This window comes from Mesorhizobium sp. M1334 (assembly GCF_040317995.1).
Taxonomy (GTDB): Bacteria; Pseudomonadota; Alphaproteobacteria; order Rhizobiales; family Rhizobiaceae; genus Mesorhizobium.
This window is the reverse complement of record NZ_JAMYLM010000016.1, coordinates 107,019-131,273: the sequence shown is the minus strand read 5'-3', so window position 1 is coordinate 131,273 and position 24,255 is coordinate 107,019. Positions and strand designations below refer to the sequence as shown.

Annotated in this window: 25 protein-coding genes and 3 pseudogenes; 16 read left to right on the top strand and 12 right to left on the bottom strand. The window is 61.2% G+C overall.

The window, feature by feature from the left end; genetic code table 11:
• The first annotated feature begins 616 nt into the window (after positions 1-616).
• Complete coding sequence (locus NKH17_RS23910) at positions 617-1,126, top strand: ferritin-like domain-containing protein (protein WP_352457928.1); 510 nt, start codon at positions 617-619, stop codon at positions 1,124-1,126.
• Between the two features lie 682 nt (positions 1,127-1,808).
• Here NKH17_RS23910 and NKH17_RS23905 read toward each other — a convergent pair.
• The 6 genes and pseudogenes from NKH17_RS23905 to NKH17_RS23880 form a co-directional block, all read right to left on the bottom strand.
• Positions 1,809-2,573 carry a hypothetical protein gene (locus NKH17_RS23905; protein ID WP_352706226.1) on the bottom strand — a complete coding sequence of 255 codons (765 nt, stop codon included), beginning with the start codon at positions 2,571-2,573 and terminating at the stop codon, positions 1,809-1,811.
• Positions 2,570-3,454 carry a hypothetical protein gene (locus NKH17_RS23900; RefSeq protein WP_352706224.1) on the bottom strand — a complete coding sequence of 295 codons (885 nt, stop codon included), beginning with the start codon at positions 3,452-3,454 and terminating at the stop codon, positions 2,570-2,572. The genes NKH17_RS23905 and NKH17_RS23900 overlap by 4 nt, the downstream gene beginning before the upstream one ends.
• On the bottom strand, positions 3,451-3,846 hold the full coding sequence (locus tag NKH17_RS23895) for a phage holin family protein (RefSeq protein ID WP_352457931.1): 396 nt from the start codon (positions 3,844-3,846) through the stop codon (positions 3,451-3,453). The genes NKH17_RS23900 and NKH17_RS23895 overlap by 4 nt, the downstream gene beginning before the upstream one ends.
• 4 nt (positions 3,847-3,850) lie before the next feature.
• Positions 3,851-4,198, bottom strand: a complete 348-nt coding sequence (locus NKH17_RS23890) for a hypothetical protein (RefSeq protein WP_156948222.1) — start codon at positions 4,196-4,198, stop codon at positions 3,851-3,853.
• A 237-nt stretch (positions 4,199-4,435) separates the two neighbouring features.
• Positions 4,436-4,979, bottom strand: a pseudogene (locus tag NKH17_RS33475) (transposase); the annotation flags it as partial.
• Positions 4,980-5,027: 48 nt separating this feature from the next.
• Positions 5,028-6,077 carry a YihY/virulence factor BrkB family protein gene (locus NKH17_RS23880; protein ID WP_352903024.1) on the bottom strand — a complete coding sequence of 350 codons (1,050 nt, stop codon included), beginning with the start codon at positions 6,075-6,077 and terminating at the stop codon, positions 5,028-5,030.
• Between the two features lie 253 nt (positions 6,078-6,330).
• On the opposite strand from NKH17_RS23880, the gene NKH17_RS23875 reads away from it, so the two are divergent.
• Positions 6,331-7,188, top strand: a complete 858-nt coding sequence (locus tag NKH17_RS23875; RefSeq protein WP_352903021.1) for an alpha/beta fold hydrolase — start codon at positions 6,331-6,333, stop codon at positions 7,186-7,188.
• Positions 7,189-7,525: 337 nt separating this feature from the next.
• Here NKH17_RS23875 and NKH17_RS23870 read toward each other — a convergent pair whose 3' ends face one another.
• The 4 genes and pseudogenes from NKH17_RS23870 to NKH17_RS23855 all read right to left on the bottom strand — a co-directional run.
• On the bottom strand, positions 7,526-7,783 hold the full coding sequence (locus NKH17_RS23870) for a hypothetical protein (RefSeq protein ID WP_352848010.1): 258 nt from the start codon (positions 7,781-7,783) through the stop codon (positions 7,526-7,528).
• Positions 7,784-8,246: 463 nt separating this feature from the next.
• Positions 8,247-8,529: pseudogene (locus NKH17_RS23865) on the bottom strand (alcohol dehydrogenase catalytic domain-containing protein); the annotation flags it as partial.
• A gap of 462 nt (positions 8,530-8,991) precedes the next feature.
• Positions 8,992-9,204, bottom strand: a complete 213-nt coding sequence (locus tag NKH17_RS23860; RefSeq protein ID WP_352516152.1) for a DUF982 domain-containing protein — start codon at positions 9,202-9,204, stop codon at positions 8,992-8,994.
• A gap of 735 nt (positions 9,205-9,939) precedes the next feature.
• A pseudogene (locus tag NKH17_RS23855) lies at positions 9,940-10,095 on the bottom strand (diguanylate cyclase); the annotation flags it as partial.
• Positions 10,096-10,496: 401 nt separating this feature from the next.
• Here NKH17_RS23855 and NKH17_RS23845 point away from each other — a divergent pair.
• The gene (locus NKH17_RS23845) at positions 10,497-10,877 is read left to right on the top strand and encodes a hypothetical protein (protein ID WP_352903017.1); all 381 of its coding nucleotides are present in this window, start codon (positions 10,497-10,499) and stop codon (positions 10,875-10,877) included.
• Between the two features lie 288 nt (positions 10,878-11,165).
• Here NKH17_RS23845 and NKH17_RS23840 read toward each other — a convergent pair whose 3' ends face one another.
• Positions 11,166-11,519: a hypothetical protein gene (locus NKH17_RS23840; RefSeq protein ID WP_023680319.1), complete on the bottom strand. Its 354-nt coding sequence runs from the start codon at positions 11,517-11,519 to the stop codon at positions 11,166-11,168.
• Positions 11,520-11,694: 175 nt separating this feature from the next.
• On the opposite strand from NKH17_RS23840, the gene NKH17_RS23835 reads away from it, so the two are divergent.
• Together NKH17_RS23835 and NKH17_RS23830 are read left to right on the top strand one after the other, a co-directional pair.
• Complete coding sequence (locus tag NKH17_RS23835; RefSeq protein WP_352503332.1) at positions 11,695-11,997, top strand: hypothetical protein; 303 nt, start codon at positions 11,695-11,697, stop codon at positions 11,995-11,997.
• Positions 11,984-12,172: a hypothetical protein gene (locus NKH17_RS23830; protein WP_352503331.1), complete on the top strand. Its 189-nt coding sequence runs from the start codon at positions 11,984-11,986 to the stop codon at positions 12,170-12,172. The genes NKH17_RS23835 and NKH17_RS23830 overlap by 14 nt, the downstream gene beginning before the upstream one ends.
• Positions 12,173-12,477: 305 nt before the next feature.
• On the opposite strand, the gene NKH17_RS23825 is transcribed toward NKH17_RS23830, so the two are convergent.
• Positions 12,478-12,696, bottom strand: coding sequence for a KTSC domain-containing protein (locus NKH17_RS23825; RefSeq protein WP_502910620.1), 219 nt, complete (start codon positions 12,694-12,696; stop codon positions 12,478-12,480).
• A gap of 269 nt (positions 12,697-12,965) precedes the next feature.
• Here NKH17_RS23825 and NKH17_RS23820 point away from each other — a divergent pair, with 269 nt between their 5' ends.
• The 11 genes from NKH17_RS23820 (at position 12,966) to trbG (ending at position 24,250) form a co-directional block, all read left to right on the top strand.
• Entirely contained in the window at positions 12,966-13,199 is a 234-nt protein-coding gene (locus NKH17_RS23820) for a hypothetical protein (RefSeq protein WP_156937480.1), read from the top strand.
• Positions 13,200-13,857: 658 nt separating this feature from the next.
• Entirely contained in the window at positions 13,858-15,885 is a 2,028-nt protein-coding gene (locus NKH17_RS23815) for a conjugal transfer protein TraG (RefSeq protein WP_352900649.1), read from the top strand.
• Positions 15,886-16,005: 120 nt separating this feature from the next.
• On the top strand, positions 16,006-16,419 hold the full coding sequence (locus tag NKH17_RS23810; RefSeq protein WP_352458763.1) for a CopG family transcriptional regulator: 414 nt from the start codon (positions 16,006-16,008) through the stop codon (positions 16,417-16,419).
• Entirely contained in the window at positions 16,416-17,384 is a 969-nt protein-coding gene (gene trbB / locus NKH17_RS23805; protein ID WP_352473682.1) for a P-type conjugative transfer ATPase TrbB, read from the top strand. The genes NKH17_RS23810 and trbB overlap by 4 nt, the downstream gene beginning before the upstream one ends.
• Positions 17,385-17,395: 11 nt before the next feature.
• Positions 17,396-17,704: a TrbC/VirB2 family type IV secretion system protein gene (locus NKH17_RS23800; RefSeq protein ID WP_023680310.1), complete on the top strand. Its 309-nt coding sequence runs from the start codon at positions 17,396-17,398 to the stop codon at positions 17,702-17,704.
• Positions 17,704-17,976 (top strand): VirB3 family type IV secretion system protein, encoded by a 273-nt coding sequence (locus NKH17_RS23795; protein ID WP_023680309.1) that lies wholly within the window; start codon positions 17,704-17,706, stop codon positions 17,974-17,976. The genes NKH17_RS23800 and NKH17_RS23795 overlap by 1 nt, the downstream gene beginning before the upstream one ends.
• Positions 17,970-20,420: a conjugal transfer protein TrbE gene (trbE, locus tag NKH17_RS23790; RefSeq protein ID WP_352473680.1), complete on the top strand. Its 2,451-nt coding sequence runs from the start codon at positions 17,970-17,972 to the stop codon at positions 20,418-20,420. Before NKH17_RS23795 ends, trbE begins: the two co-directional genes overlap by 7 nt.
• The gene (trbJ, locus tag NKH17_RS23785; protein ID WP_352473678.1) at positions 20,417-21,142 is read left to right on the top strand and encodes a P-type conjugative transfer protein TrbJ; all 726 of its coding nucleotides are present in this window, start codon (positions 20,417-20,419) and stop codon (positions 21,140-21,142) included. Before trbE ends, trbJ begins: the two co-directional genes overlap by 4 nt.
• 35 nt (positions 21,143-21,177) lie before the next feature.
• The gene (gene trbL / locus NKH17_RS23780) at positions 21,178-22,500 is read left to right on the top strand and encodes a P-type conjugative transfer protein TrbL (protein ID WP_352972460.1); all 1,323 of its coding nucleotides are present in this window, start codon (positions 21,178-21,180) and stop codon (positions 22,498-22,500) included.
• Positions 22,501-23,232: a conjugal transfer protein TrbF gene (gene trbF, locus NKH17_RS23775; protein WP_352900644.1), complete on the top strand. Its 732-nt coding sequence runs from the start codon at positions 22,501-22,503 to the stop codon at positions 23,230-23,232.
• On the top strand, positions 23,222-24,250 hold the full coding sequence (gene trbG / locus NKH17_RS23770) for a P-type conjugative transfer protein TrbG (protein WP_352864846.1): 1,029 nt from the start codon (positions 23,222-23,224) through the stop codon (positions 24,248-24,250). Before trbF ends, trbG begins: the two co-directional genes overlap by 11 nt.
• Positions 24,251-24,255 lie beyond the last annotated feature (5 nt).

The window sequence follows — 24,255 nt, the reverse complement described above, 5'->3', positions numbered from 1 at the left end:
CAAATTGAACAGGCAGACAGAAGGAGTGTTCCCCGATGACGTTCAACTTTTGTAACTCTGGTCGTAGGTCAGCCTTAGGATGGCCAGCGTATATTAGAACCTCATGACGGCGGCTCGAGTCGAAAAGCAATCAACGAGCGGAGAGGCCGTCGCGTTCCTTGTGACTGCGGTGGCGCGGTGAGGCACAAGGCTCAATGCGGAGCGCCAGCGGCCGCGATCAGCGCCTCGTCGAGAATCCACTTCAGCTTCGCCGAGCGCTGGTAGCTTCATTTGCTTGCCGTTCTTACTTGCCGGGAACGACATGCAGCGGTCGCAGTATGCCATGCGGGACCTTCAATATGTCGCCGTATGTCGCCGCGTCGGATGCCAGGAAGCGGCCAGTGCCAGTTGGACTTTGTGATGGAGCGGCGCAGCGGCGAGCGTCCACGGGCCGTTTTCCTTGCGCCGATCTTCCGCGATCTTGGCCTTTTCCACGCATCGCTGCAGGATTTTCGCGAGGTGAATTGAGACCCGCCACGACGCTGATCTCTGCGACGGTCAAGGCCCGTTCGGCGGGCTCTACTCCGGAACAATGTCCTCTTCTGAAAGTTTCCTTAGATCGCAAAGGAGATTCGAGATGTCAGAAAGCCGCGAATGGTTTGTCCAATGGCTTAGAGATGCCCATGCCATGGAAGAGCAGGCCGAAACGATGTTGAACGGGCAGTTGGGTCGCATCGAGAACTATCCCGAGCTGAGCGACCGGATCCGACAGCACCTCGACGAGACGAAGCAGCAGGCTGCCCGGCTGAAGACTTGTCTCGATCAGATGGACGAGGGTTCATCCACGATGAAGGACGCTGGCGGTAAGCTGACGGCGATGGCGCAATCGCTGAGCGGCGTCTTCGCTGGAGACGAGGTGATGAAAGGATCGCTCGCGAGCTACACGTTCGAGCACATGGAAATCGCCTCCTACACGATCCTGATTGCCGCTGCTCGATCGCTCGGCGAAACGGAGGCTCTTCGGGTTTGCGAAGAGAATCTGCGAGAGGAAGTCGCGATGGCGGATTGGCTGAAAACCCGTCTTCCCTCGACGACCGAGCAGTTCCTTGCGCGGGCCGAAGCGGACAGCGACAGCGCCAAGCGGTGATCGGGTAGGAACGTAGTGACCGTGAACTGGGTGATCGGGATTCGTCCGCTAGCGCATTCCCCTTCGTGAACGCTGGGCAACGAACACGCCTAGCAGGCGGTCCCGAGCTGCGCATTTCGAGAAATTGCAACGACGAGCGATGCTAATATTGCGGCGTCGTCACTTAGAGAGTTGAAGCGTTCGTCTGCGCAAGCCTGGTCGAATACATTGGCACTAGCCAAGATCGGAAGGGCTAGCGCAGCGCTCGGCGAGATCAAGCTTGAGGGGGCGTGTTAAAACGTTCGAAACGAGGTCGCGATAGCGGAATGCCCGAGAACACTCGTCCCTGATCACTGAGCAGTGCGTGCGCGGGCACCGGCAGCGCCAAGCTGGATCGAAGAAAGTTCGTCCTGACAGCGGACAGAGCGCGCCGTTGCGCTCACGTTATGGGGTCGGCAGCACTTGCACGGTTCGGGGTGAATTCCGCTTCAGCCGGTCGCTGGCGGTTTCGCTGAAGGCCGTGACCGACCGGCCGACGATCATCATGCTCGAAGGGGTTGACCGCTTTGTCCGATCTTCTCCGCCGTGCGCGCCGTCCGTGGTTCCAGAATATGCAACCCGATGGCTGAACTCGTCGGGACTCGATAAATGTGAGCGCGGCACCATACTTTGCCTGTTTCTCTGCAATGACCTCTGTCTACGCTCATCCAGTTCGGTCGGTGTCCATCTGCTCATTCAGACGTCGTTGATAGGCAAAGCCGACAGCCGCGGCGACTGCCAAACCCGCCGCCGCCAGAAGGAGTTTGTCCTCGGTATGCTCATTGCCTGATGCGTCTTGAACAGCTAACGAAGCTTCATCGAAGGGTGCGGATGCTTTTGCGACAGTCTCGCCCTGGTGCGGCCCAACGCCGCTATGGCGGATACCCGCAGCCAGACGTTCTGTCTTCTCTTTAACAGTTTCCTTGGCCACGCCGGTCAACTCGGCAGCTTCGCGTTTTATTTTGCCAGCCGTTTCAAGAGCGAAATCACTGACGCTTTCCGCCAAATCGCTAGATTGCTCCTTCAGGCGCTCCTTGGCGTACGATAGGTGATCAACCTGCTGCTCGCTGGGTGGCCGGGCTGAATTGGTCCGCAACAAGCTGATCAATCCCGCTCCGACGAGTGCGGTTGCGATCGGCGGATGGCGGAGGAAACGCCACCCCAAACCGGCCCCAATCGCCAAAGCAGCGCTCGGATTGGCAGCCGCCTTGGCCTTGAGATCGTCAATAATCGCCTGCGCCACCGATTGCATTGAGGCTCTTGCTTTCTCCACCAGCGCATCCTTTGCCTCAAGCGCTTCGTGTTTCAAATCATCGGTAAATTCGGAGAGCGTGTTTGGCGACCGAAGTGTCGACAAGTCCTCGGCGAGCTTAGCCCGGGCAGCCTCAACTTCGTATTCAAGATGCTCAAGTTGCGGATCGGCCATCATAAATCTCTCTTGCCACCGGGGCGGGCAGGTTTGCTCGACCGAGCGTTGCCCGACCGCTGCGATTTGGCCGTTATTCCTTCCGAAGGGGTGGCGCTGCCCGGTTGCAGCTTGGCGGCCGGAGTGGATGAACCGCTCGATCCACTTGGGCTTGGCGAAGGCGGCTGCACGGGTTCACTTGATTGCTCTTCTGACAAGGCGCTTCCAAAGGCGCCCGCAACGTCCCTTGCGACCTCCTTCAGGCCGTCCGAATTCAGCCCATGTTCCTCGGCGGCGCTTTTGAGCCGTTCGCCCGCCTTTGCTGTCGAGGACTTCAAGCGTTCCCCAGCTTTTTCAGCAGCATCCGTCAATCGCTCTCCTGCTGGGCCGAGCGTGCGCCTCTCGACATCGCTGGCCGGCAAAGCAGCAGCTATAGCGGCACCAGCTGCGAAGCCGGCCAGAACAAAAGCCAATGGCTGTTCTTCCACCATGCGGCCAATCGTGTCTTGCAACGTTGATTGGGCTTGCTGCACCACGCGCCCTGACTTCTCGGATACGGAGCGACCGGCCTGTTCTGCGTATGACGCGGCGGATGATGCGTACTGACTTGCGGTTTCACTCACCTTCTCCCCAATGCCGGCTAAATTGTCGCGCATGGCCTCTGCTGTCTCGCTAGCCTCTTCCTGCGCTTTGGACGCCCCGCCGCTGGCGGTGCGTACGTGCGGAGCATTTTGGCGCCCGTCGGTTGCACGGGATTGCTCGCGATGCCCGGCACTTGAACTGCGGCTGCGCATTAGCAGCGCGCACCCTGCTGCGACGAGCAGAAGGCCTTCGGGATTGTTCCTAGCGGAGCTGAGAAGCCATTCTTTCGTTCCAAAATCCTGGACCTGTGAATTGCGGCTCATGTTAATTGCTCCTTGGTTGTCGCAATATCCTGCTTTATTTGGCTTATGGAGTGTGTCGGCAGAAGTTCTTTTTGCGCATCAGCGCGGCCCCGATAGTAGGCGAAAGCAGCGGCGAGGGCCGTTGCGGCCGCGACGATCAGACACGACCAGTGCAGGGCCATCCCTAAGCTGGCTATTCCAAGTACGAGGGCTTGCACTAGAAGCAGAGCGGCGACCACTCCCAGCACGCCAGCAGCAGACATCCACACACCTGCTTGGAGCTTCGTTGAGACGTTGGCGGACAGCTCCGCATGCGCCAGGCGCAACTCTTTTTGAAAGAGGTCGGCGACGTCCGCCAACACTGCCGACAGTGCTTGAGGGAGAGGCGAATTCTTCAGTTGTTCCTGTGCCATCAGATCAGTTCGCTCCCTGCCGCCTTCCCTTGATGGACTCTGGTGCGGGAGGCGCGCTCTTCAGTGTGCGGAACGTCAAAAAGCCCGCTACGGCGGCCAGCCCAAACACCAAACCCGGCTTGCGCCTCGCCAAATCGGACGCTGCAAGAACCAGCTGATCGACGGACCTGTCTCGCAGGTCGTCTGCGTATCCATCAAGCCTATTCGCGAAGGTTCGCACGACCCCAGCGACTATCGGTGCGTTTGCGTCGAGGTCCTCGGCCGCACGCTTGGTCGAACTCGCCAGTTGGCCCATCACCTCGGCGCCGCTGCCGACCTGACGGTCCAACATCTCCTTCACCTGATTGGTCACGGTGGACGCGCCACCAACGGCCGCCCGTTTGGCGGTTTCCGCTGCCCCTTGCGCTATGTCGGACGCTTTGGATAACGTGCCGCTTACGGTCGCTCCTATGTCTTCCGAGGTACCGTCACCAGCTCTTACCGCAGTCGGGGGACGCCGTTCAGAATTCCGGTTGTTCATGGTTTCCTCCATTCGAGGAGCAAACGGAGGTAAGGCCCGTTGGTTCCCAATGAGTGACCATCTGGGGTGTCAAGTTGCGTTTGCGAACTCGTGGCGCGCATCGCGTGCTTTTGCATTGGGAATGATGGGTAGCTTGCGGGCGGGCGCAATGCGAATAGTCATCTTTTCCTTTCCTGTCTGAAGGCGCGGAGGGATCATATCTGGCGACGGTGAGCGCGATGAGGAAGAGCATGGAGCGCGGACCTTTACGGCCGCCGCGCACCGGTCTTCGACCGCTGCGTCTGCCGCTGTCATTGGCGATCGGCGCCAAGCCCACGAGTTTGGCGATGGCCTTATTGGAAAGGTGTCAATCTCGGACAACTCGGCCATCAGGAGTACGCGGGGCCCTTGACCGAACCGAAGGCCTGATCGAGACAGGCCCACAGCGGATCGTCGTCGAGTAGCGAGGCGATCTCGCCCTTCAAGTCGGCGGCTCTGACGCTTGAGCAGAACAATGAACCTCGTCGAGGCTGGCGAGGTTTCGGCATCGGCGACGATGCTTTTGCGTTGCTTCTGGATGGTGAGATCGCCAGTCCTGGGCAAGCCGGGCGACCAGCGCCTTGAGCCGTTGCTCACGCTCGGCTGCAGCCGCTTGACGATGGCGTGCAAATTGATCTGCGCGCTACGCGTTGCGCTCGTCCAAACGCGACTGCTGGTCGGCGGCATCGGCCGGTCCGCCCAGTGTGTCGGCGACCGTGGCACCTCGCGCACCCATCGGCTGCTGCGCACCTGTGGTGGTGTCCATCGCTGTCTGATGCTCCATCTCGGAATTCAGCTCCGCACCTACAACCAGGATAATCACAGAAATCCAAGTCCACATCATCAAGCCGATGACTGCCCCAAGAGCTCCATACGTGGCGTTGTAGTTGGCGAAGTTTTCAAGATAATAGGAGAAGCCTATCGAGACTGCGATCCAGACCACAGCGGCGAGGAAGGCGCCCCATGTCGCCCATTGCCACTTTGCCCTTTCCCGGCTGGGTCCGTAGCGGTAAATCAGCGTGATCCCGACGCCCACCATGATCAGCATCATCGGCCACCGAAAGATCCGCACAAGGGCTTCGGTCCAGCCGCCGAGGTTCAGCAGCACAAGCATGGCCGGCACAATCCCCACCGAGATGATAAAGCCGATACCAATGAGGATGGCGCCAAGTGTGAAGCCCAAGGCCAGGAGATTCAGGTGGATGAAGCCGCGCTTTTCACTCTCCTCGTAGGCGATGTTCATGGCTTCGAATAGCGTCTTTATGCCGTTACTGGCGCTCCACAGTGCGACGGCAAGGCCGAAGATGAAGCCGAAGCTGAGCGCGCCAGCCTTCTGAGCGGCCAAGGACGCAAGCTGAGATCTGATAATATCCAGACCTCCCGAAGGCAGTACGCCGCCAAGGAACGCAATGTGCTCAGCGATGGTCTGAGGATCGGCGACGAAACCATAGATGGACACGAACGCGGCAAGCGCTGGAAAGAGGGCAAGAAGCAAATAGAATGCAGCCCCCGCCGCGATCAGCATAACACGGTCCTCGGTTACCTCAGCAAAGACCCGCCACAGCACGTCCTTCCAGCCGCGGCTGGGAATCTCTGACGGCCATTCGGCATTGCGTCCGCGGCTCTCCCGTTCGGCCCGCCGCTCAAGTTGCATTTGACCTTCGTAAGCGTCCTCGGTTGTTTTCTTCGACATGGCCGCCGGTCCGGAGCATCTTCTTCGCGGGGCAAACGTATAATAGCGCCAAAGGATGCAGGTGCAGACCTGCGCTTACAAATAAACATCCGCCGCCTGCAGCAACACCTGCGCCATCCCCACTTGGCCCTTCGGCTCCCATGCCCATGTGGCGGGGGATGCGACGGCTGAGCGTGCATGTTGTCGGGACGACGCAGCCTGATCTAAATCCTCATTGCGCTGGATCATTTTAACGACACCCACGTTACCAGCCATGATCTCACTCGCGCCTGAACATCAGTTCGTCAACGCCGGAAGCATTCGGCTTCATGTCGTTCAGGCCGGGCCTGCCGAGGGTAAGCCGGTCATGCTCCTGCACGGCTTCCCGGACTTCTGGATCGGCTGGAGACGGCAGATCGGTACGCTCGCTTCCGCCGGATATCGGGTCATCGTTCCCGACCAGAGGGGCTACAACACCAGCGACAAGCCAGAGGGCATCCGCGAGTACACGCTCCCCAAGCTCCTCGGCGATGTCGTCGCCCTGGCCGACGCGCTCGGCATCGGAAGGTTTCACCTCGTCGGCCATGACTGGGGCGGCATCGTCGCTTGGGCCGCCGGGGCAAAGTTGCCTCATCGCCTGGACAAGCTCGTCATCCTGAATGCGCCCCATCCCGAGGTGCTGTTTACCCATGCCCTGCGATCTCCGACGCAGTTTCTGCGGAGCAGCTACGCGGTTTTCTTCCAGATCCCCTTGCTGCCCGAAGCCGTTTTGGGTGCGCGCCGCTCGGCCTTGCTCGCACGGGCACTCAGGACATCCAGCCGGGAAGGCGCCTTCGAAGAAGAGGAGATTGCAGAATATCGGCAGGCTTGGGAGCGGCCGGGGGCGCTGACCAGCATGCTCAACTGGTATCGCGCCTTGCGCTTTCGCCCGAGCCTGAAGGAGCGGATCACGACGCCCACTCTTGTTATGTGGGGGATGCAGGACCAGGCTCTGGAATCCGGGCTGGCCAAGCGCAGTCTCGCCCTTTGCGACGATGGCCGCCTGCAGACTTTCGAGGAGGGGACGCATTGGGTTCAACGCGAAGAGAGCAACGCGGTGAATGCGGCGCTTCTGGCGTTCCTGGAGGGCTGAGGAACTCAAAAATGGATAGAAACTGGGGGCAGCGTCAGATGGAGCCGGAGGAGGCCTGCAGGGCATTCCTGGCTGCTGCAAAAGAGGAGGGGACATTACAACTAGCTAAGTTGGATTGCGGTATAAGGTTCTATTATCTCCGACCAACACCGCGCTTTGCGGAGTAGATCGACAATGAGATCGACATCGTCCGTCGCCCTGACATCCCCAAGCGTGACTTCGTCGGTAATGAAAAGAGCGGTCGTGCATCCGCCCACAAATATCAGATGCTCCCGAAAGTCGCTTCCCAGCGCCTCGGCTACTATCTGTAGCATGTGGAGCAGCTGGCCTCGGATGGTCATTTCTTCAGAAGCCTTTCAGAAAGCCGCTCACCGGCAAGGCCCACCTCCCGCTGGTTTCCGAGCCGGATCGCATCGACAAGCGCAAGATATTCGTCCAGCCGCTCATCTTTCGGAACAGCTTCAGGCACGCTCTTAAACAAGGGCTCGATCGATTGCCCCATATCCCGGCCTTCCGCAAACGGCCAGATGTGGATGTACTCACCGCCGCTTATCAGCAGTCCTTTTAGCATTGGCGCGGCAAAGGCCGTCGGCATGCCGCGCGTGATGCCGCCCGCCTTGCGGGGAACACAAATTTCAGTCCGTGGACGATAAAATTGTGTAGATTGCGGCGATGGGGATTGGCTCGGCCCGTATCTCGATCTTTGATGGCGAGTCCCGACGAGAGGCTTCGCTTGATGGAAGCGTCAATCTCGTTTTGCTGATCCCGAGTAGCGATTCCAGGCCGCGAACTGAGTACGGGGCCCCGCCCGAGAAGCTCCAATGAAGCTCCCCGGAGCCAACTTGCCCCTCCTGCTCCTGCAAGCTCACGAGCTTCAGAAGCACCACGATATCCTGACTTCTCATCCCATTCATGCGGTGTGTCCTCTGTCCTAGGACTAAGGACATAAGACCATATCAAGGTGTATGACCCCAGTGCAGAGCGAACTCAGAAAACATCAAGTTCTGGCAATGGCTTGCGCCGTCTCACTCGGCCTCAGCAAACTCGAAAGCCAACTCTCCGCCAGCGAACTGGCCGGGACGAACCGTCCTGATTTCGCTGCCGACCTCCATGATGATGCCGCAGTATTCTTGACCCATGTGCATGGGGCTTCGACATTCTGGATCCCCCTATACGGCCACAGGTCCGAGCCGCAAATGCAGGTCGCCGAGAGCTGGATGATGGGTCAGTCGGATGAAGAACCTTCGGGTCGGCGACTTCATCGCAGCGGATATCGCCAGGAGACGCTTTCCGCCTGAAGCCCTCGGCAAGCGTAGAGAGCTCGCGCTTTTGTTCAAAAATCTCGCGGCGCTTCGCACGGACGCTCGGCTGTCTTCGCGTCCGGGACAGCCAGGACCCACTTATCCGACGGTGAATTTCTGCGCTGGCCAAACAGTGCGGCTGCACCTTATCAAAAATCGCGATCAGGATTGCGCGGAGAACTGGGCTTGATGAGCAGATGATTCTCCGTGGTCTCTTCGACCGCGAGTGTCTCGGCTCGACGGCATCGGTCTTGGCATCGCGATCCCTCACGCTCTGCTGGGCACGATCTCTTCGCCAGTCGTGTCTTTGACACGCTTGGTCCAGCCCGTTGACTTCGACGGGCCCTACGACGATCAGTCGATCTCATTTAGACTGTGCAGCCAGGGCCTTCTCACGTCCAGGCTAATAGCCCGTTTTGAGGCGTTTCGGCTGCCGCGGGAGAAGGCAGTATTTCGGCTTCAAGTGGGGCGGCTCTTCAGTGTTAGCGAGGCCGGCATGACCTCACATCAGATCTTCAACCATCCGCGCAATTTTCCCCAGACCTGCGGTGGTCCCTCTTGTTCTAAGGAGTCCCTGTTCAGCCGCGGCCGCCTTGAAGGCCTCGAGCGCAGCTTGCTGGCTGCAATGCCCGGCGAGGGACTCCTCGACCATTCGGATCGCGTTGAGCCGCCCCGGCTTTCCCATTCTAGGCCATGGTTGCTGAAGCACCTTCATTGCGTCGGCTATGGACGCGACCACCGTCAGGTTGCGATTGAGGCAGATTGTAATTGGACTGAAGGCCCGCATTCTTGTCGCTCCCCACGATTGAACGCAGCTAAACGCGAAGACAAGGGCAGTGGTTGCATGAATGTGGATTACCGCGAATTCAAAGAATCGCTGGCCGATGCGATTGAGGCTGAGCTGGCTCTCCTTGGGCCCGGCACTTTGCCTAGCCGGACCATCCTCTCGTCGTACAACAGGACCCGGCCGGCAAAAAGCATCTGTGCACCGTCCGACGCCGCGAACTATTTTTCGAGCTCGTCACGCCGCTTGCCGACGGCTTCTCAAGCACACCGCGACGAATTCGACGGCTGTGAGGGAGGAGATGAAAAGATTATGGTCGTTTCGTTGGGCCGTCCTTTAGAGCAGGGGCTCCGAGGCGGTTTGTATCGAGCAGATGTCGCATCAGATCTTGACCTGGAGATCGGCTCCGGCAGCGGGATCGGCGCAGCGCGGCAAGGATGCCACGTTCCTTCGGCGGCCCACCGGCGATGGTCTGGCTGACGGCCCCGCGAAGGCGCGAAGCATCGAGGTCTTCTTCTGCCAGTCGGGCGAGCCAACTTTCTTTGGCTGGGAGGGCGGTGCAGTGCTTCGGCTCGGAACTGTTGACACATGCGCCAGGCTGGCAGACCGGAAGCGGCGGCGTGCCCTGACGTCATGGAGACTAGCCTCGCTTCCGAAGCCGCAGATTGTGATCTCGTTGGCTATGCAGAGCATCCAGCCGTCGTTTTGATCCGTTTCCGTCATCCAGAGCCAGCGACCATCCATGAGATCCGTCTCAAACGCTTAAAAGCCGGTCTTGCCCCGCCGCGACTGTGTGGAAATCAGCCATGTTTCAAAGTCGGAATGCTGGACGAACTCGACAAGGAACTGGAGCGACGCAAGCACTGCTTCGTTCGCTACGCCGACGACTGCCCTCTATGTTCGCAGCGAGCGTGCGGGCGCACGGGTGATGGCCAGCGTCGAACACTTCCTCGACAGGCGTCTGAAGCTGAGGGTCAAGATACGGAAGAGCGCGGTCAGCTTGGGAGAGGAGCGTTTCATAGTCTGGTGGGGCCTAATTCGCCTCGTAGTCCTAGTGGTCACCTATCGGCGCTCACCGGTCCCCTGAAGCGCCCGATAAACGCTCCGCTCACTGACCCCCAGTCCCTTTGGCTATCGCTGTTCTGGTCATGCCCTCGGCATCCAACTTCACGATCTTGTCGCGCTTCCCCATCGCTGTTGGCTTCCGTCCTGGGTACTTGGTCTTGTCGCCTTTTGGCGGCATCGATCCCGATCCGTTGGCGCTCCAGCGTGACGCTACGCTCAAGGCCATCCGCCAGTATCTGGCGCCCTTCTACAAGTGGCGGCAGGCCGAGATCGTGGCGGCGGCCGAGCCGCTGATGCCTGGCCACCAGGCCTTTATCCGCATCATCAACCGGCGCGATCAGGCCAGACCTTTGATACGCCTGTTCGTGGCCTCCACGCTCATATCGGCGCAGCGGGCGCTCGACATCACTAGAGCTCATTTGGCAAGCAGCCCGCCGCTATACACTGGCCGTGTCCAGGCGTGGGCGTGGCCTTTCCGCTTGGGTATTAGGGTGCGGCCTGCCCGATCGGCCGTCCCTCGATCGACCCTGAGTTGCTGATCCGCATGCGGATCGTCGGCCAGCTCGTCCTCGACTCGATGAGCGAAGTCGTCGACGCCGTGCGCACCGGGAAGACAAGCCTGGAGCTGTAGCGGCCTCGCCTGTCCCGCCCCGGTGTCGTCGCTTCGCTGGCGCCACGGTGAGAACGCATAGATCTGGTCCAGTATTTTCAGCAACAGAACGTTGAGCTGGCGGGAACTTGCTCGCCAGCCGAGTTGAGTTCAGGCGGTGGTCGGGGGAGATCAGCCAGCCACACGCTGGTGATTCCAACCTGAGCCGATGTGCCAATCAGCAACCTTCGTCGGTCTTTTTCACCTGGCCCGGCGCGGCGGTGTTGGCTGCCGTGTCCTGCTGACCAGGCGCCGCCTGCTGAGCGCTGCCAGTCTGCTGGCCGGGCGCGCAGTCTCTGGCCGAGTTCGGATTTGTGGTGCCGCTGGTGGTGGTCGTGTCGGTGCCTTGATCGCCGGACATGTTGGTCCCGCTGCTCGTCGTGCCGGTGCCCTGATCCGTCGTGCTGGGCATGGTCGTCGTGGTCGAGGTTCCGCTCGTCGAGGTTCCGCTCGAAGTTCCGCTGGTCGTCTGGGCAAAGGAAAGCCCGGCCGACACCGCCAGCACGGCCGAAGCCAAAAGGATGCGTTTCATCTTCTTTCTCCTGTCTGAATGCGCGGGATGCGCCTGGCAAATTGAACAGGCAGACAGAAGGAGTGTTCCCCGATGACGTTCAACTTTTGTAACTCTGGTCGTAGGTCAGCCTTAGGATGGCCAGCGTATATTAGAACCTCTTGAAGAGGACACTGCCCGCACCAGAATCCATGGCATGGCTCGGGGAATAGGCATTGGTGACCAGGTGGCGATTACTGCCACGGTTCGAAGGCGGATAACAGAGGACCGCGTAAGCGTCTCTATCCCAGGTTACGACTTCCCACATTCCATCATCGACCACACCAAGGTGAACCGAGGCCAGCAAATCGACCTGAAAGGCGAGGTCACGCGCATCGACGAGGACACCGTGACGATCGACCTCGGGCCGCTGGTCACGGTCGACCGTGACAAGGTCCGGCTAATGGAGAAATATCGGCCGCCAAAACGACGAAAGGCACTTGTCGATGCCCCGGATTAGAACCGACAACATCGCGACCGGCTATGAGGGCAGGCCGCATGACGGGCCGGTAGAGGACGAGTCGAAGCACTTGGTCTACTGCCCAGTCTGCGGCCAAACGTTCGACGCGCGCGATCTTGGACAGGTGTTCCACCACGCTGAGCCGCAGCACGAGCCGCTTCCGGTCGAGCAATAGTCCAGCTAGTTGAGCTCCGGCGGCAGACCGACGTTGAGACCCTTCAGCGCGCCACACGTTGGATTAGAAAAAGGGTGCTGCGTGCACCCCGCCTTCCCCGCGCGCCGATGTTCCACCTGGACCGCAAAAAAGTCCCGCCGCACTGCCAGAACGGCGGGATCGATCAAACGCTTTGCACCAGGCGGGGGGATGCGGGGGGTTGGGCTTGCCAAGTGAGCGCGGACCAACCCTAAGCGCAACGGCGGCAACGCGTCCACCAACCGCCGGTTGGAGCGACCGGACGATTGAGCCGCCGGCAGGTCAGGTCATCCCGGGTAGCTATCGCTCGCAACCAGACGGTAGCGGAAATTGTTGCGGATGTGGTCGTTGAAATAGCGGCCCTTGGCGAACGCGGCCCGGAACGCGGCAAAGGTTTCCGGCGGTACCCCCTCAAACTCGTACCGTTTACGGCTGGCGACGAACCACACCGAGAGGGTCCTTCTATCCAGATCATATTCCACCTTGCGGATCGAAGTAGATGGCATGAGCACCACAGGCCGAGGCCCGCGCCTTGCGGGAGCGCGGGCCGATCGGGATACCGATCTGCAGCAATACCTGCAGGTGGAGGATTCGCTGCGTGCACCGAACTTTCGCGGCGGTCCAGTGTTCCCAATCGAATGCACAAAAAGCTAGCTGCACCTTTCGGCATCACGTGGACGTTGGATTTCTGAGAAAGCGGGAGCGTCAATACCAACTTCTGGCGATGGAATTTTCCCGTGAGATAGGCACGCTCCAGGCGAAGGAGTGGATCGCCATGACCGCCATCGCCTACAACCTTGCCAACGATATCAAAGGATCGTGGAGGGTCGTCTTCGTGCCGGACGAACTGCATCTGTATGTGGAATTCAGCCAGCCAGACGCCGACACAAACCCGGTTGATTGGATGAGCGTTGATGATTTCCTTGCATGGCAGCCGAAAGGCGCGCTTCACAAGCGAGCGCGCGACAGCTTGGTTTCGCTCATTTGCAACGCGCTGACAGGGCGATGAGACAAGGGAAAACCCGCGCCGAGATCGAGTGCGAGCGCCGCGGGTGGGCCTATTCGACGTCCCGAAGGCACCGCGACGATGCCGCCAACGCGATAGCTAAAGCTCTTATCGGTGAGGCGCGCGGGCTTGGCTTTGAAGCGTCAGCGGCGCGACATTTCACCTTTCGCTCGGTGATCGCATTTTCGATGTCGATGTCGCTGACGTTAAGCTTTCTCACGAACTCCGCGTACGACCAGGCTGGCGTTCGTCAATCGACCTCCTGCAAGCCGAGACCGAACCAAGATCGAGGCACAAATGGTTCACGCTTCGTGCTTCGAAGCGCGTAAAAAGGCAGTGTGGATCCGCCATCCATCGCCGGCCAGAATCTTCCTCGCTACCCGCACAAACGCGTCGGCTCCAATGATAGGCGGGCATATCTTCCGGACTTGTCTGAGGTTTGTCTGTCAGCACATCTAATGTGCCTGCACAGAAGCCAACATTTCTGCGACCAACCGCGTACCTGGCACCGCCGACAGGTTGCTGCGGCGGATTTTCGCTTTCGCAGGTGAACAATGCCTATCAACCTTGTCATCGCACCTGGTCGCACGTAGAGGCCGTTCGAATTCTCATCGCTCGGCGCGATGTTTGGTCCGTCTGCCCAGAAGAGCGGAGCAAGCCATTGACACCCACGAAGTTGCTGATTGGGCAGATCGCTGTCGTATTCACAATTGTCATTCTTGGCGTGTGGACTGCAACCCAATGGTGCGCCTACATGCTCTCCTATCAGCCGCCACTCGGCGCGCCCTGGTTTGTGACAGTCGGCTGGCCGATCTACCAGCCGTGGAAACTGTTCGAATGGTGGTTCCAATTTGACGCCTATGCGCCTGAAGTCTTCGACAAGGCTGGCATACTTGCCGGAGCCAGCGGGTTCCTGGGCTGTGCCGCCGCGATAGCTGGGTCCCTCTGGCGCGCACGGCAGCGGGGGTTGGTCACCACCTATGGGTCCTCACGATGGGCCATGAAGCTGGAGATCGAGAAGGCGGGCCTGTTTCAGCCGGCCGGCGTTTTCCTTGGCGGACTGAATTATCGCTATCTGCGCCATGACGGACCGGAACACGTCATGGCCTTTGCGCCGACACGGTCGGGCAAGGGCGTCGGACTCGTTGTTCCAACCCTTCTTTCCTGGACCGGCTCGGCCGTCATTCACGACATCAAAGGCGAGAACTGGCAGCTGACCTCTGGCTGGAGGTCGAAGTTCTCGCACTGTCTCTTGTTCAATCCGACCGATCCGAGATCGGCGCGGTACAACCCGCTGCTGGAAGTGCGCAAAGGTCCAGATGAGGTCCGCGACGTTCAGAACATCGCCGACATTCTCGTCGATCCGGAAGGCGCGCTGGAGCGGCGGAACCATTGGGAGAAGACCAGTCATTCACTTCTAGTTGGCGCCATCTTGCACGTGCTCTACGCCGAAGAGGAAAAGACACTCGCCCGTGTCGCCACCTTCCTGTCGGACCCGCAACGCTCATTCGCTGCGACACTGCAGCGGATGATGACCACCAACCACCTCGGCACGGTGGACAAGCCCCAGGTCCATCCGGTCGTGGCCTCGGCGGCTCGTGAGGTGCTGAACAAGTCAGAGAACGAGCGCTCAGGCGTTCTCTCGACCGCCATGTCGTTTCTCGGGCTCTATCGTGATCCAACGGTGGCCGCGGCAACATCGGCCTGCGACTGGCGCATTGCCGACCTTGTGGATGCCGAGCGACCGATGTCGCTGTATCTGGTCGTGCCGCCGTCGGATATCTCGCGCACTAAGCCCCTGGTGCGATTGGTGCTCAATCAAATCGGCCGGCGGCTGACCGAGCGCCTGGAGGGCGATCCAAAGAAGAGCCGCAAGCATCAGCTCCTGATGATGCTGGATGAATTTCCGGCGCTCGGTCGGCTCGACTTCTTCGAGACTGCGCTCGCCTTCATGGCAGGCTACGGCATCCGCGCTTATCTGATAGCGCAATCGTTGAACCAAATCTCCAAGGCCTATGGCGAGAACAACGCCATTCTCGACAATTGCCATGTGCGGATTGCCTTTTCCTCAAATGACGAGCGCACGGCCAAACGCATCTCGGACGCGCTCGGTACCGCGACGGAACTCAGATCGATGCGCAACTATGCCGGCCATCGGTTGGCGCCCTGGTTGTCCCACGTCATGGTAAGCCGCCAAGAGACCGCTCGCCCCCTGCTGACGCCGGGTGAGGTGATGCAGTTGCCGCAGGCTGACGAACTAATCCTGGTTTCGGGATTGCCGCCGATTCGCGCCAAGAAGTTGCGTTATTACCAGGATCCGAATTTCACGGAGCGAGTGCTGCCTTCGCCGGTGCTGCGCGACGGTGCCTACGCGGATCGGCCCACGTCGCGCCCGGACGATTGGAGCGGACAGGTGCGCGGCCTGGATCGGCGTCTTGCTGGCGACGACGACAGTGCCGGCGCGGCAATCGAAGACGGAGGTGTCCAGCAGCAGCGCCATCCGGGCCTGCCCGAAGAACGGACCCTCGTCGCCCAGGAGCCTGATCATGGCGATCTGTTCACGCCCGCAGACGATGACTGCGAGACGCTCGCCGACAAGCGCGTCATGGATCGGATTTCCACCGCAGCACGTGCGTACGGCCTCAATGAGGGAATGGGCGACGACAAGGACATCGTGCCCGGCTTCTGAACGGCGCGCCATACGCGGGCGCATCTCAGCGTAGATAACGGCCGTAAGCGATTTCGAGGATCTCGACGATGCTCGTTCCCGTCGCCGTTGCATCAGCGCCGGTCAGAGGGAACAAGCAGCATGAAGCCCCACCGCATTCGTCACCAGTTTTTGCTTGGACCCGAGTTGAGCGAGAAGCTGGAGAACCTCAGCCGCAATCCATCGACCACCAAATCGGCCATTGTGGCGCACGCGGTCGAGGCCTTTATCGAGCGGCGTGGGGAGAATGAACTCGACCACCGCTACGGCAAGAGGCTCGACCGTCTTTCCCGTGACCTCGGACATGTCAGGCGCGATGTCGAGATGATCCTGGAGAGCCTGGCGCTCTTCATCCGCTTTTCGATCACGCTTCATGCTCACACGCCGGTGCCGGACAAGGCCACGCAAGCGATTGCCCAGGAGCGCTTCGAGAAATTCGTCGAACAGGTCGGCCGCCAAATCGCTTCCGGGAAACGGTCACTTGGCACCGACGATCGCAGGGGAGGGGAAGGATGAGTTCTCATCCGGAAGCCGACCATCGCCGCCGCGCCATGCTGCGCACCGCCATGGGTCCGGCGATCACCGAAGCCCTTGCCGATCCGACCGTCATTGAGGTGATGGTCAATCCCGACGGTGCGCTGCGGCTCGACCGGTTGGGTGAAGGCCGGGTCGACACCGGCGTGCACATGCATCCTTCTGAGGCCGAACGCATCATCCGCCTGGTCGCCTCCCACGTGCGCGCCGAGGCGCATGCGGACAATCCGATTGTCAGCGCCGAATTGCCATCGGGCGAGCGCTTCGAGGGTCTGCTGCCGCCTGTCGTGCTGGGGCCATGCTTCGCCATCCGAAAGGCTGCGGCGAAACTCTACACGTTGGCCGACTATGTCGCCGACCGGGTCATGCTGCCGCTGCAGGCCGATGCGCTGAAGAAGGCGGTCCGCGAGCGGCGCAACATCCTGGTCGCCGGCGGCACGTCGTCGGGCAAGACAACACTTGCCAATGCGCTGCTGGCACAAGCCGCCGATTGCGACGAGCGGGTGATCCTGATCGAGGACACGCGCGAACTGCAATGCGCGGCGAAGGATTGCGTTGCCTTGAGGACGAGGCGGGGCTCGGTCACGCTCGCCGATCTCGTGCGCTCGACCCTGCGGCTCAGACCCGACCGCATCATCGTGGGCGAAGTCAGGGGCGCGGAAGCCCTGGACATGCTGAAGGCATGGAACACCGGGCATCCCGGCGGCATCGCGACGGTTCACGCCAATTCGGCGCGCTCCGCTCTCTACCGTATCGAGCAGCTCGCCCAGGAAGCCGTCGTCACCGTTCCCCGCCGCCTCATCGCTGATGCGGTAGATCTGATCGTCTTCATCGCTGGGCGCGGATCCTCGCGCCGCATTGACGCGATCGCTGAGGTCACCGGTCTCGACAGCAGCGGTGATTACGCCCTCACCCCGCTCACGCTTCCGCAACTCCAGCAGTTTTGAAAGGTCACCTCATGCTCAAGAAGCTTCGCTTCCTTTCGTCCACCGCGCTCGCGTTTCTTCTCACCGTCCCGGCCCACGCAGCGGGCTCCGGCATGCCTTGGGAACAGCCGCTGCAGCAGATCCTTGAGTCGGTCCAGGGACCGGTCGCCAAGATCGTCGCGGTGATCATCATCATCACCACCGGCCTGACCCTTGCTTTCGGCGACACGGCAGGCGGTTTTCGCCGGCTGATCCAGATTGTCTTCGGCCTGTCGATCGCCTTCGCGGCATCGAGCTTCTTTCTCTCCTTCTTCTCCTTCGGCGGCGGGGCACTCGTCTGATGGCCACCGGAGAGCAGCATATCGAGGGTTTCGAAGTCCCCGTTCACAGGGCATTGACTGAGCCGATCCTGCTGGGCGGCGCGCCGCGAGCGGTGGCGATCCTCAACGGCACGGTGGCCGCCGCCATCGGACTTGGCCTGCAGCAGTGGATCGCCGGACTGGCGCTCTGGATCGCCGGCCACACGCTCGCGGTCTTTGCCGCTCGCCGCGATCCGGACTTCGCCAGCGTGCTTGTCCGTCATCTTCGCCTGAAAGGGTGGCTTGCATGCTGAACCTTTCGGAGTATCGCGGCAAAGCCGATCGGCTGGCCGATCATCTGCCCTGGGCCGCTTTGGTGGCGCCCGGCATCGTGCTCAATAAAGACGGTAGCTTCCAGCGAACCTTCCGGTTCCGTGGCCCCGACCTTGAAAGCGCGACCGAAGCCGAGTTGGTCGGCATCTGCGCACGAGCCAACAATGCGCTACGAAGGTTGGGCTCCGGATGGGGGTTGTTTTTCGAGGCCGAGCGCGTTGAAGCGCTGGGCTATCCGAGCTCGGCTTTTCCCGATGCTGCCTCATGGCTGGTCGATGAGGAACGGCGCGCGGCCTTCGAGGGCAAGGTCGCGCACTTCGAGAGTCGCTATCATCTGACCTTGGTCTTCATGCCGGCGCCAGATGGCCAGGCGCGGGCGGAAAGCGCACTGGTCGACTCGCATCACTCGGGAGGGGCTAGAGACTGGCGCCAGGAGCTGGCGTGGTTTCGCGACGAGACCGACCGCGTCCTGGATTTGCTGTCCGGCTTCATGCCGGAAGTGCGCGCCCTCGATGATGCCGAGACGCTAACCTATCTGCACGGCACAATCTCGACCTACCGCCATCCGGTCGCCATGCCGGAAACGCCAATGTATCTCGACGGTGTTCTGGTTGACGCGCCGCTTACCGGCGGCCTGGAGCCGATGCTGGGTGAGCAGCATCTGTGCACCCTCACCGTTCTTGGTTTCCCGAACGTCACCCGGCCAGGGATCCTCGACGCGCTCAACCATCAGGATTTCGCCTACCGCTGGATGACGCGCTTCATCCCGCTCGACAAGACGGAAGCCACAAAGACACTGACCCGGTTGCGCCGTCAGTGGTTTGCCAAGCGCAAATCGGTCGCAGCCATCCTGCGCGAGGTCGTGACCAACGAACCCGTCCCTCTCGTCGATAGTGACGCCGACAACAAGGCGCTCGATGCGGATGCCGCCCTTCAGGCATTGGGCGGCGATCACGTCGGCTTCGGCTATCTCACCACAACGGTGACGGTATGGGACCAGGACCGGCAGGCCGCCGCGGAAGAGCTCCGAGCGGTTGAGCGCATAGTCAATGGGCTCGGCTTCACCACGATCCGTGAAAGCATCAACGCGGTCGAGGCGTGGCTCGGCTCGTTGCCCGGTCATGTCTACGCTAACGTTCGCCAGCCGCTCGTTCACACGCTGAATCTTGCCCATGTCATGCCGCTGTCGTCGGCGTGGGCCGGTCCGGTGGACAACGAGCATCTCGCCAACGTGACTGGGACCGAATCCCCGCCGCTTCTCTTCGCAGAGACCAACGGGTCGACACCGTTTCGGCTTTCCACCCACGTCGGCGATGTCGGCCACATGCTGGTCGTTGGGCCGACCGGTGCCGGCAAGTCGGTTCTGCTCGCGCTAGTCGCTCTGCAGTTTCGACGCTATGCCGGGGCGCAGGTCTATGTCTTCGACAAGGGCAATTCGGCTCGTGCGGCAACACTGGCCATGGGCGGAGAACACCACGCGCTGGGCGCGGATGGTGCGCTTGCCTTCCAGCCACTGAGCAATATCGGCGACCAGACTACTCGCAGCTGGGCGGCGGAATGGATCGCCGGCCTCGTTGCCCATGAGAATGTCAGCGTTACGCCGGAGGTAAAGGAGGCGATCTGGTCGGCACTCATCAGCCTTGCGACTGCGCCGGTGCAGGAACGCACGCTGACGGGCCTGTCGGTTCTGCTTCAGTCCAATGGGCTCAAGGCCGCGTTGATGCCCTACACGCTCGACGGTCCCTTCGGCCGGCTGCTCGATGCCGATGAAGATCGGCTGGCTTTGTCGGATGTGCAGTGTTTCGAGACCGAAGAGCTGATGCACAGCCAAGGCGCTGTGCTCCCGGTGCTCACCTATCTGTTCCATCGTCTCGAGGAGCGGTTCGACGGACGGCCGACGCTGCTGATGCTCGACGAGGCGTGGGTCTATCTCGACAACCCTCTCTTTGCCGCCCGCATCCGCGAATGGCTGAAGGTGCTGCGAAAGAAGAACGTCTCCGTCATTTTCGCCACGCAGTCACTTGCAGACATCGCTGCCTCGTCGATCGCGCCGGCAATCATCGAGAGCTGCCCACAGCGCATTTTTCTTCCCAATGACCGTGCCGTGGAACCGCAGGTGCGGGCAGCCTATGAGTGCTTCGGCCTGAACGAGCGGCAAATCGAATTGGTCGCCCGTGCCACACCGAAGCGCCAGTATTATCTGCAGTCGCGCCGCGGCAACCGCCTCTTCGAGCTCGGGCTCGGCCCGATCGCTCTTGCGCTCTGCGGCGCCTCTGATCCGGCCACGCAGACCCTAATCGACAAGGTGCTGTCAGAGCACGGACAGGAGGGCTTTGCCGCCCGGTTTCTGATTGCGCGCGGCCTCGATTGGGCTGCCGAGCTTCTCCAGCAATTCCCTCAACCAGACAAGGAGCAATCGTCATGATGCGGCGCCGCCTTCTCACCAGCCTGATCACCGTTTCCCTGATCGCAAAACCAATGGCCGACTACGTCCAGCCGGCCCACGCCCTGATCGTGTTCGATCCGTCGAATTATGCGCAGAACGTGCTGACAGCGGCACGTTCCCTGGAGCAGATAAACAACCAGATCCAGTCGCTTCAGAACCAGGCGACGATGCTGCAGAACATGGCGCGGCACCTTCAGCGCCTGGATTTTTCTTCCGTGGGCCAGCTCACAGGTTCGCTCCAACGGATCGACGGCCTGATGACCCAGGCCAGCGGCCTGAGCTTCGATCTCGACAAGCTTCAGAACCAGTGGCGTGTGCAATATCCGGAAAGCTACGACGCCACAATCGAGGTCAACGATGTGGCGAGCGCCGCGCGCGAGCGCTGGCAAAACGCCATGCAGGCGTTCCGCCAAACCATGAGCGCGCAGTCGCAGATCGTGGAGAACGTGCGGGCCGACGGCGACCTGCTTACCGATCTCGTCAACCGCAGTCAGGGCGCGGCAGGTGCCCTTGAGGCAAGCCAGGCCACCAATCAGCTGATCGCGCTTTCGACCAAGCAGCAGATGCAGATCCAGACGCTGCTCGCGACCCAGTTCCGGGCTGAAGCCGAAGATGCTGCCCGCAAGGCGCAGTCCGAGGAAGCCGCCCGCGAGACGACGAAGCGTTTCCTGGGCACCGGTACGGCCTATCCCGGCAACTGATCAGCAGTCTTCAAGACAACGAGGAAGACGGCGACATGAATGACCTCGGCGTCATCGATCGCTTTATGCAGACCTTCATCCGCTATATCGACAGCGGGTTCGGTCTGCTTTCGGGCGACGTCGCCTTTCTCACTACCATCCTGATCGGCATTGACATCGCGCTGGCGGGCCTGGTCTGGGCGTTCGGCGGCGAACCCAATATTCTCGGTCGGCTCGTCCGAAAGGTGCTCTATGTCGGCGCCTTCGCATTCATCCTGAACAATTTCAGAAGCCTTGCCGACATCATCTACCGCTCCTTTGCCGGGCTCGGCATCAACGCTTCGTCCGGCAATTTGTCCGCCGACAGTCTCCTGCGGCCAGGCCGCATTGCCGCGGCCGGCTTCGAGGGCGCCTGGCCGCTGCTCAATCAAGCGAGCCAGCTAGTCGGCTTCCCCGAGATCTTTGGCAACGCGCTGACCATCTTCGTGCTGCTTCTCGCCTGGTTCCTGGTCCTCATCGCCTTCTTCATCCTTTCCATCCAGCTTTTCGTCACCATCCTGGAGTTCAAACTCACCACATTGGCCGGCTTTGTTCTGGTGCCCTTCGCGCTCTGGAACCGCTCGGCGTTTCTGGCCGAGCGCGTGCTCGGCAATGTGATCTCGTCGGGCATTAAGGTGATGGTGCTTGCCGTCATCGTCGGCATCGGCTCCACGCTCTTCGGCGAGTTCGCTTCCGCCCTGCAAGGCAAGGAGCCGGACTTGGCCGCGGCCATGTCACAGGTACTGGGCGCGTTGGCGCTGCTTGGGCTCGGCATTTTCGGACCGGGAATTGCCTCGGGTCTTGTTTCCGGCGCGCCGCAGCTTGGCGCGGGAGCCGCACTCGGAACCACCGCGGCGGCCGCCGGATCAACGCTCGTTGCCGGAGGTGCGGCGCTTGCCGGCGCGCGCATGGCAACCGGCGGCGGTCTCGCCGCCGTTCGAGCCGGCACGGCCATGGGATCGGCTGCTTCCACAGCTTGGCAGATGAGGCGTGCAACATCGCCCGAGTCCGGCCTCTCCGGGGTAGCTGCTGGACTGCAGGGCGTTGCCGGCGCAGCTGGCGGCGCCGCGATTCGGGGAATGCGATCTGCAACAGAACCATTCCGGCGCAGCGCCGATGCCGGCCGCGATGCCGCCTGGACCGCGACGGGCGGCACGCCGACCGCATCAATGACCGGAAACCCTGCCGCGTCAGGTGCCAATGCCGCGCCGGCGTGGGCGAGGCGCTTGCGTTCCGAACAGACCGCGCGCGCCCATCGCCACGCCGCCACGCAGGCCGTCCGCGATGGCGATCGGGGTGGAAGCGGCGCCAACCCCTCTCTCAACGATAAGGAAGACTAGATGCTCTTCAAGCGACCTGTTCAGCGTTACGGGAAGACGCCCCACCCCGTCACACCATACCAGAAGGCCGCCCAACTTTGGGACGAGCGCATCGGCACTGCGCGCGTGCAGGCAAGGAACTGGCGCCTGATCGCCTTTGGCTGCCTCGCTCTGGCCATCGGGCTCTCTGGTGGACTCTTGTGGCAGTCGATGCAGGGCCGCGTCGTGCCCTATGTCGTCGAGGTCGACCGCTTCGGTGAGACACGGGCTGTCGCGCCGGCAATCCAAACCTACGAGCCCGACGATGCCCAGATTGCCTGGCATCTCGGCCGCTTCATCCAGAATGTCCGCTCCGTCTCCACCGATGCGGTGTTGGTGCGGCAGAATTGGCTCTCGGCCTACGACTTTGCCACCGACCGTGCAGCCCTCTTTCTCAACGAGTACGCTAAGGCCAATGATCCGTTCGGCAAGATCGGCACGCGCAGCGTCTCGGTGCAGGTGACGAGCGTGGTTCGAGCGTCCGAGAGCTCCTTTCAAGTCAAATGGACCGAGCAGGTCTTTGAGCGCGGCAGCCTCGCCAGCACAACGCGTTGGACCGGGATCCTCACCATTGTGATCCGGCCGCCGAACAATACCGATCAGCTGCGCAAAAACCCGCTCGGCGTCTTCATCAATGCCATCGACTGGTCGCGCGAGCTCGACAGTGCCGCGCAGACTTCCGTTCCCCTAAAGGAGTCCGCCAATGATAAATAGACTCTCGTCGCTCCGCACTGCGCTGGTCCTGTCGACGTCGGCTGCGGTCATCTCCGCCTGTGCCTCGAAGCCGGTGCCGCCACCTCAGATTTCCTATGATGCTGCCAAGTTCCAACCGGCGGCAATCGAGAAGGCGCCGGAGAAGCCCGTCAAGGTCGTGGAAGTGCCGACACCGCTGCCGCTGCCCGGCCAGTTGCAGCCCGAGCCGGGCAAGGCTGCTGAAGACAGGCGCTCGCCTGAAGAACGTGTCGCCGATGCCAACAAGGCGGCGACGCAGCAACCCACCAAATATGGCTATGTGAATGCGGTGCAGGTTTACCCTTTTGCCGAAGGCGCGCTCTACCAGCTCTATGCCGCACCGGAGCGCGTCAGCGATATCGCTCTGCAGTCAGGCGAGAAACTCCAATCCGTGTCGGCCGGCGACACAGTGCGCTGGGTAATTGGCGACACCGTCAGTGGCTCCGGCGATGACCAGCGCACCCATGTGCTGGTGAAGCCCTTCGCGCCAGGACTTGCCACCAATCTGGTGATCACCACGGACCGGCGAAGCTATCACCTGCAGCTTCAAAGCACGGATAAGACCGCCATGGCGGCCATCTCCTGGACTTACAGCGAGGACCAGATCATCGCGCTACGCCGGCGCAATGCGCAGGCCGACGCCGCTATGCCAGTGGCGTCGAATGTGGCTCTCGAAAATATTCGCTTCCGCTATTCGATTACCGGCGACATGCCGCCCTGGAGGCCGACGCGCGCGTTCGATGATGGCAGCAAGGTCTACATCGAGTTTCCGCGCCGCATCGATCAGGGCGAGGCCCCGCCGCTCTTCATCGTCGGTGCTGACGGGGACAACCAGCTCGTCAACTACCGCGTACGGGGCAACTATTACATCGTCGATCGCCTCTTCGCCGCGGCCGAACTGCGCCTCGGCGCCAAGCAGCAGCAGGTGGTGCGCATCAGGAGGACCGACGGCAGGCAAGCGCCGCGGCGGATATTGCTCTTTTCGCGTTCCAGCAGGTGAGGGAC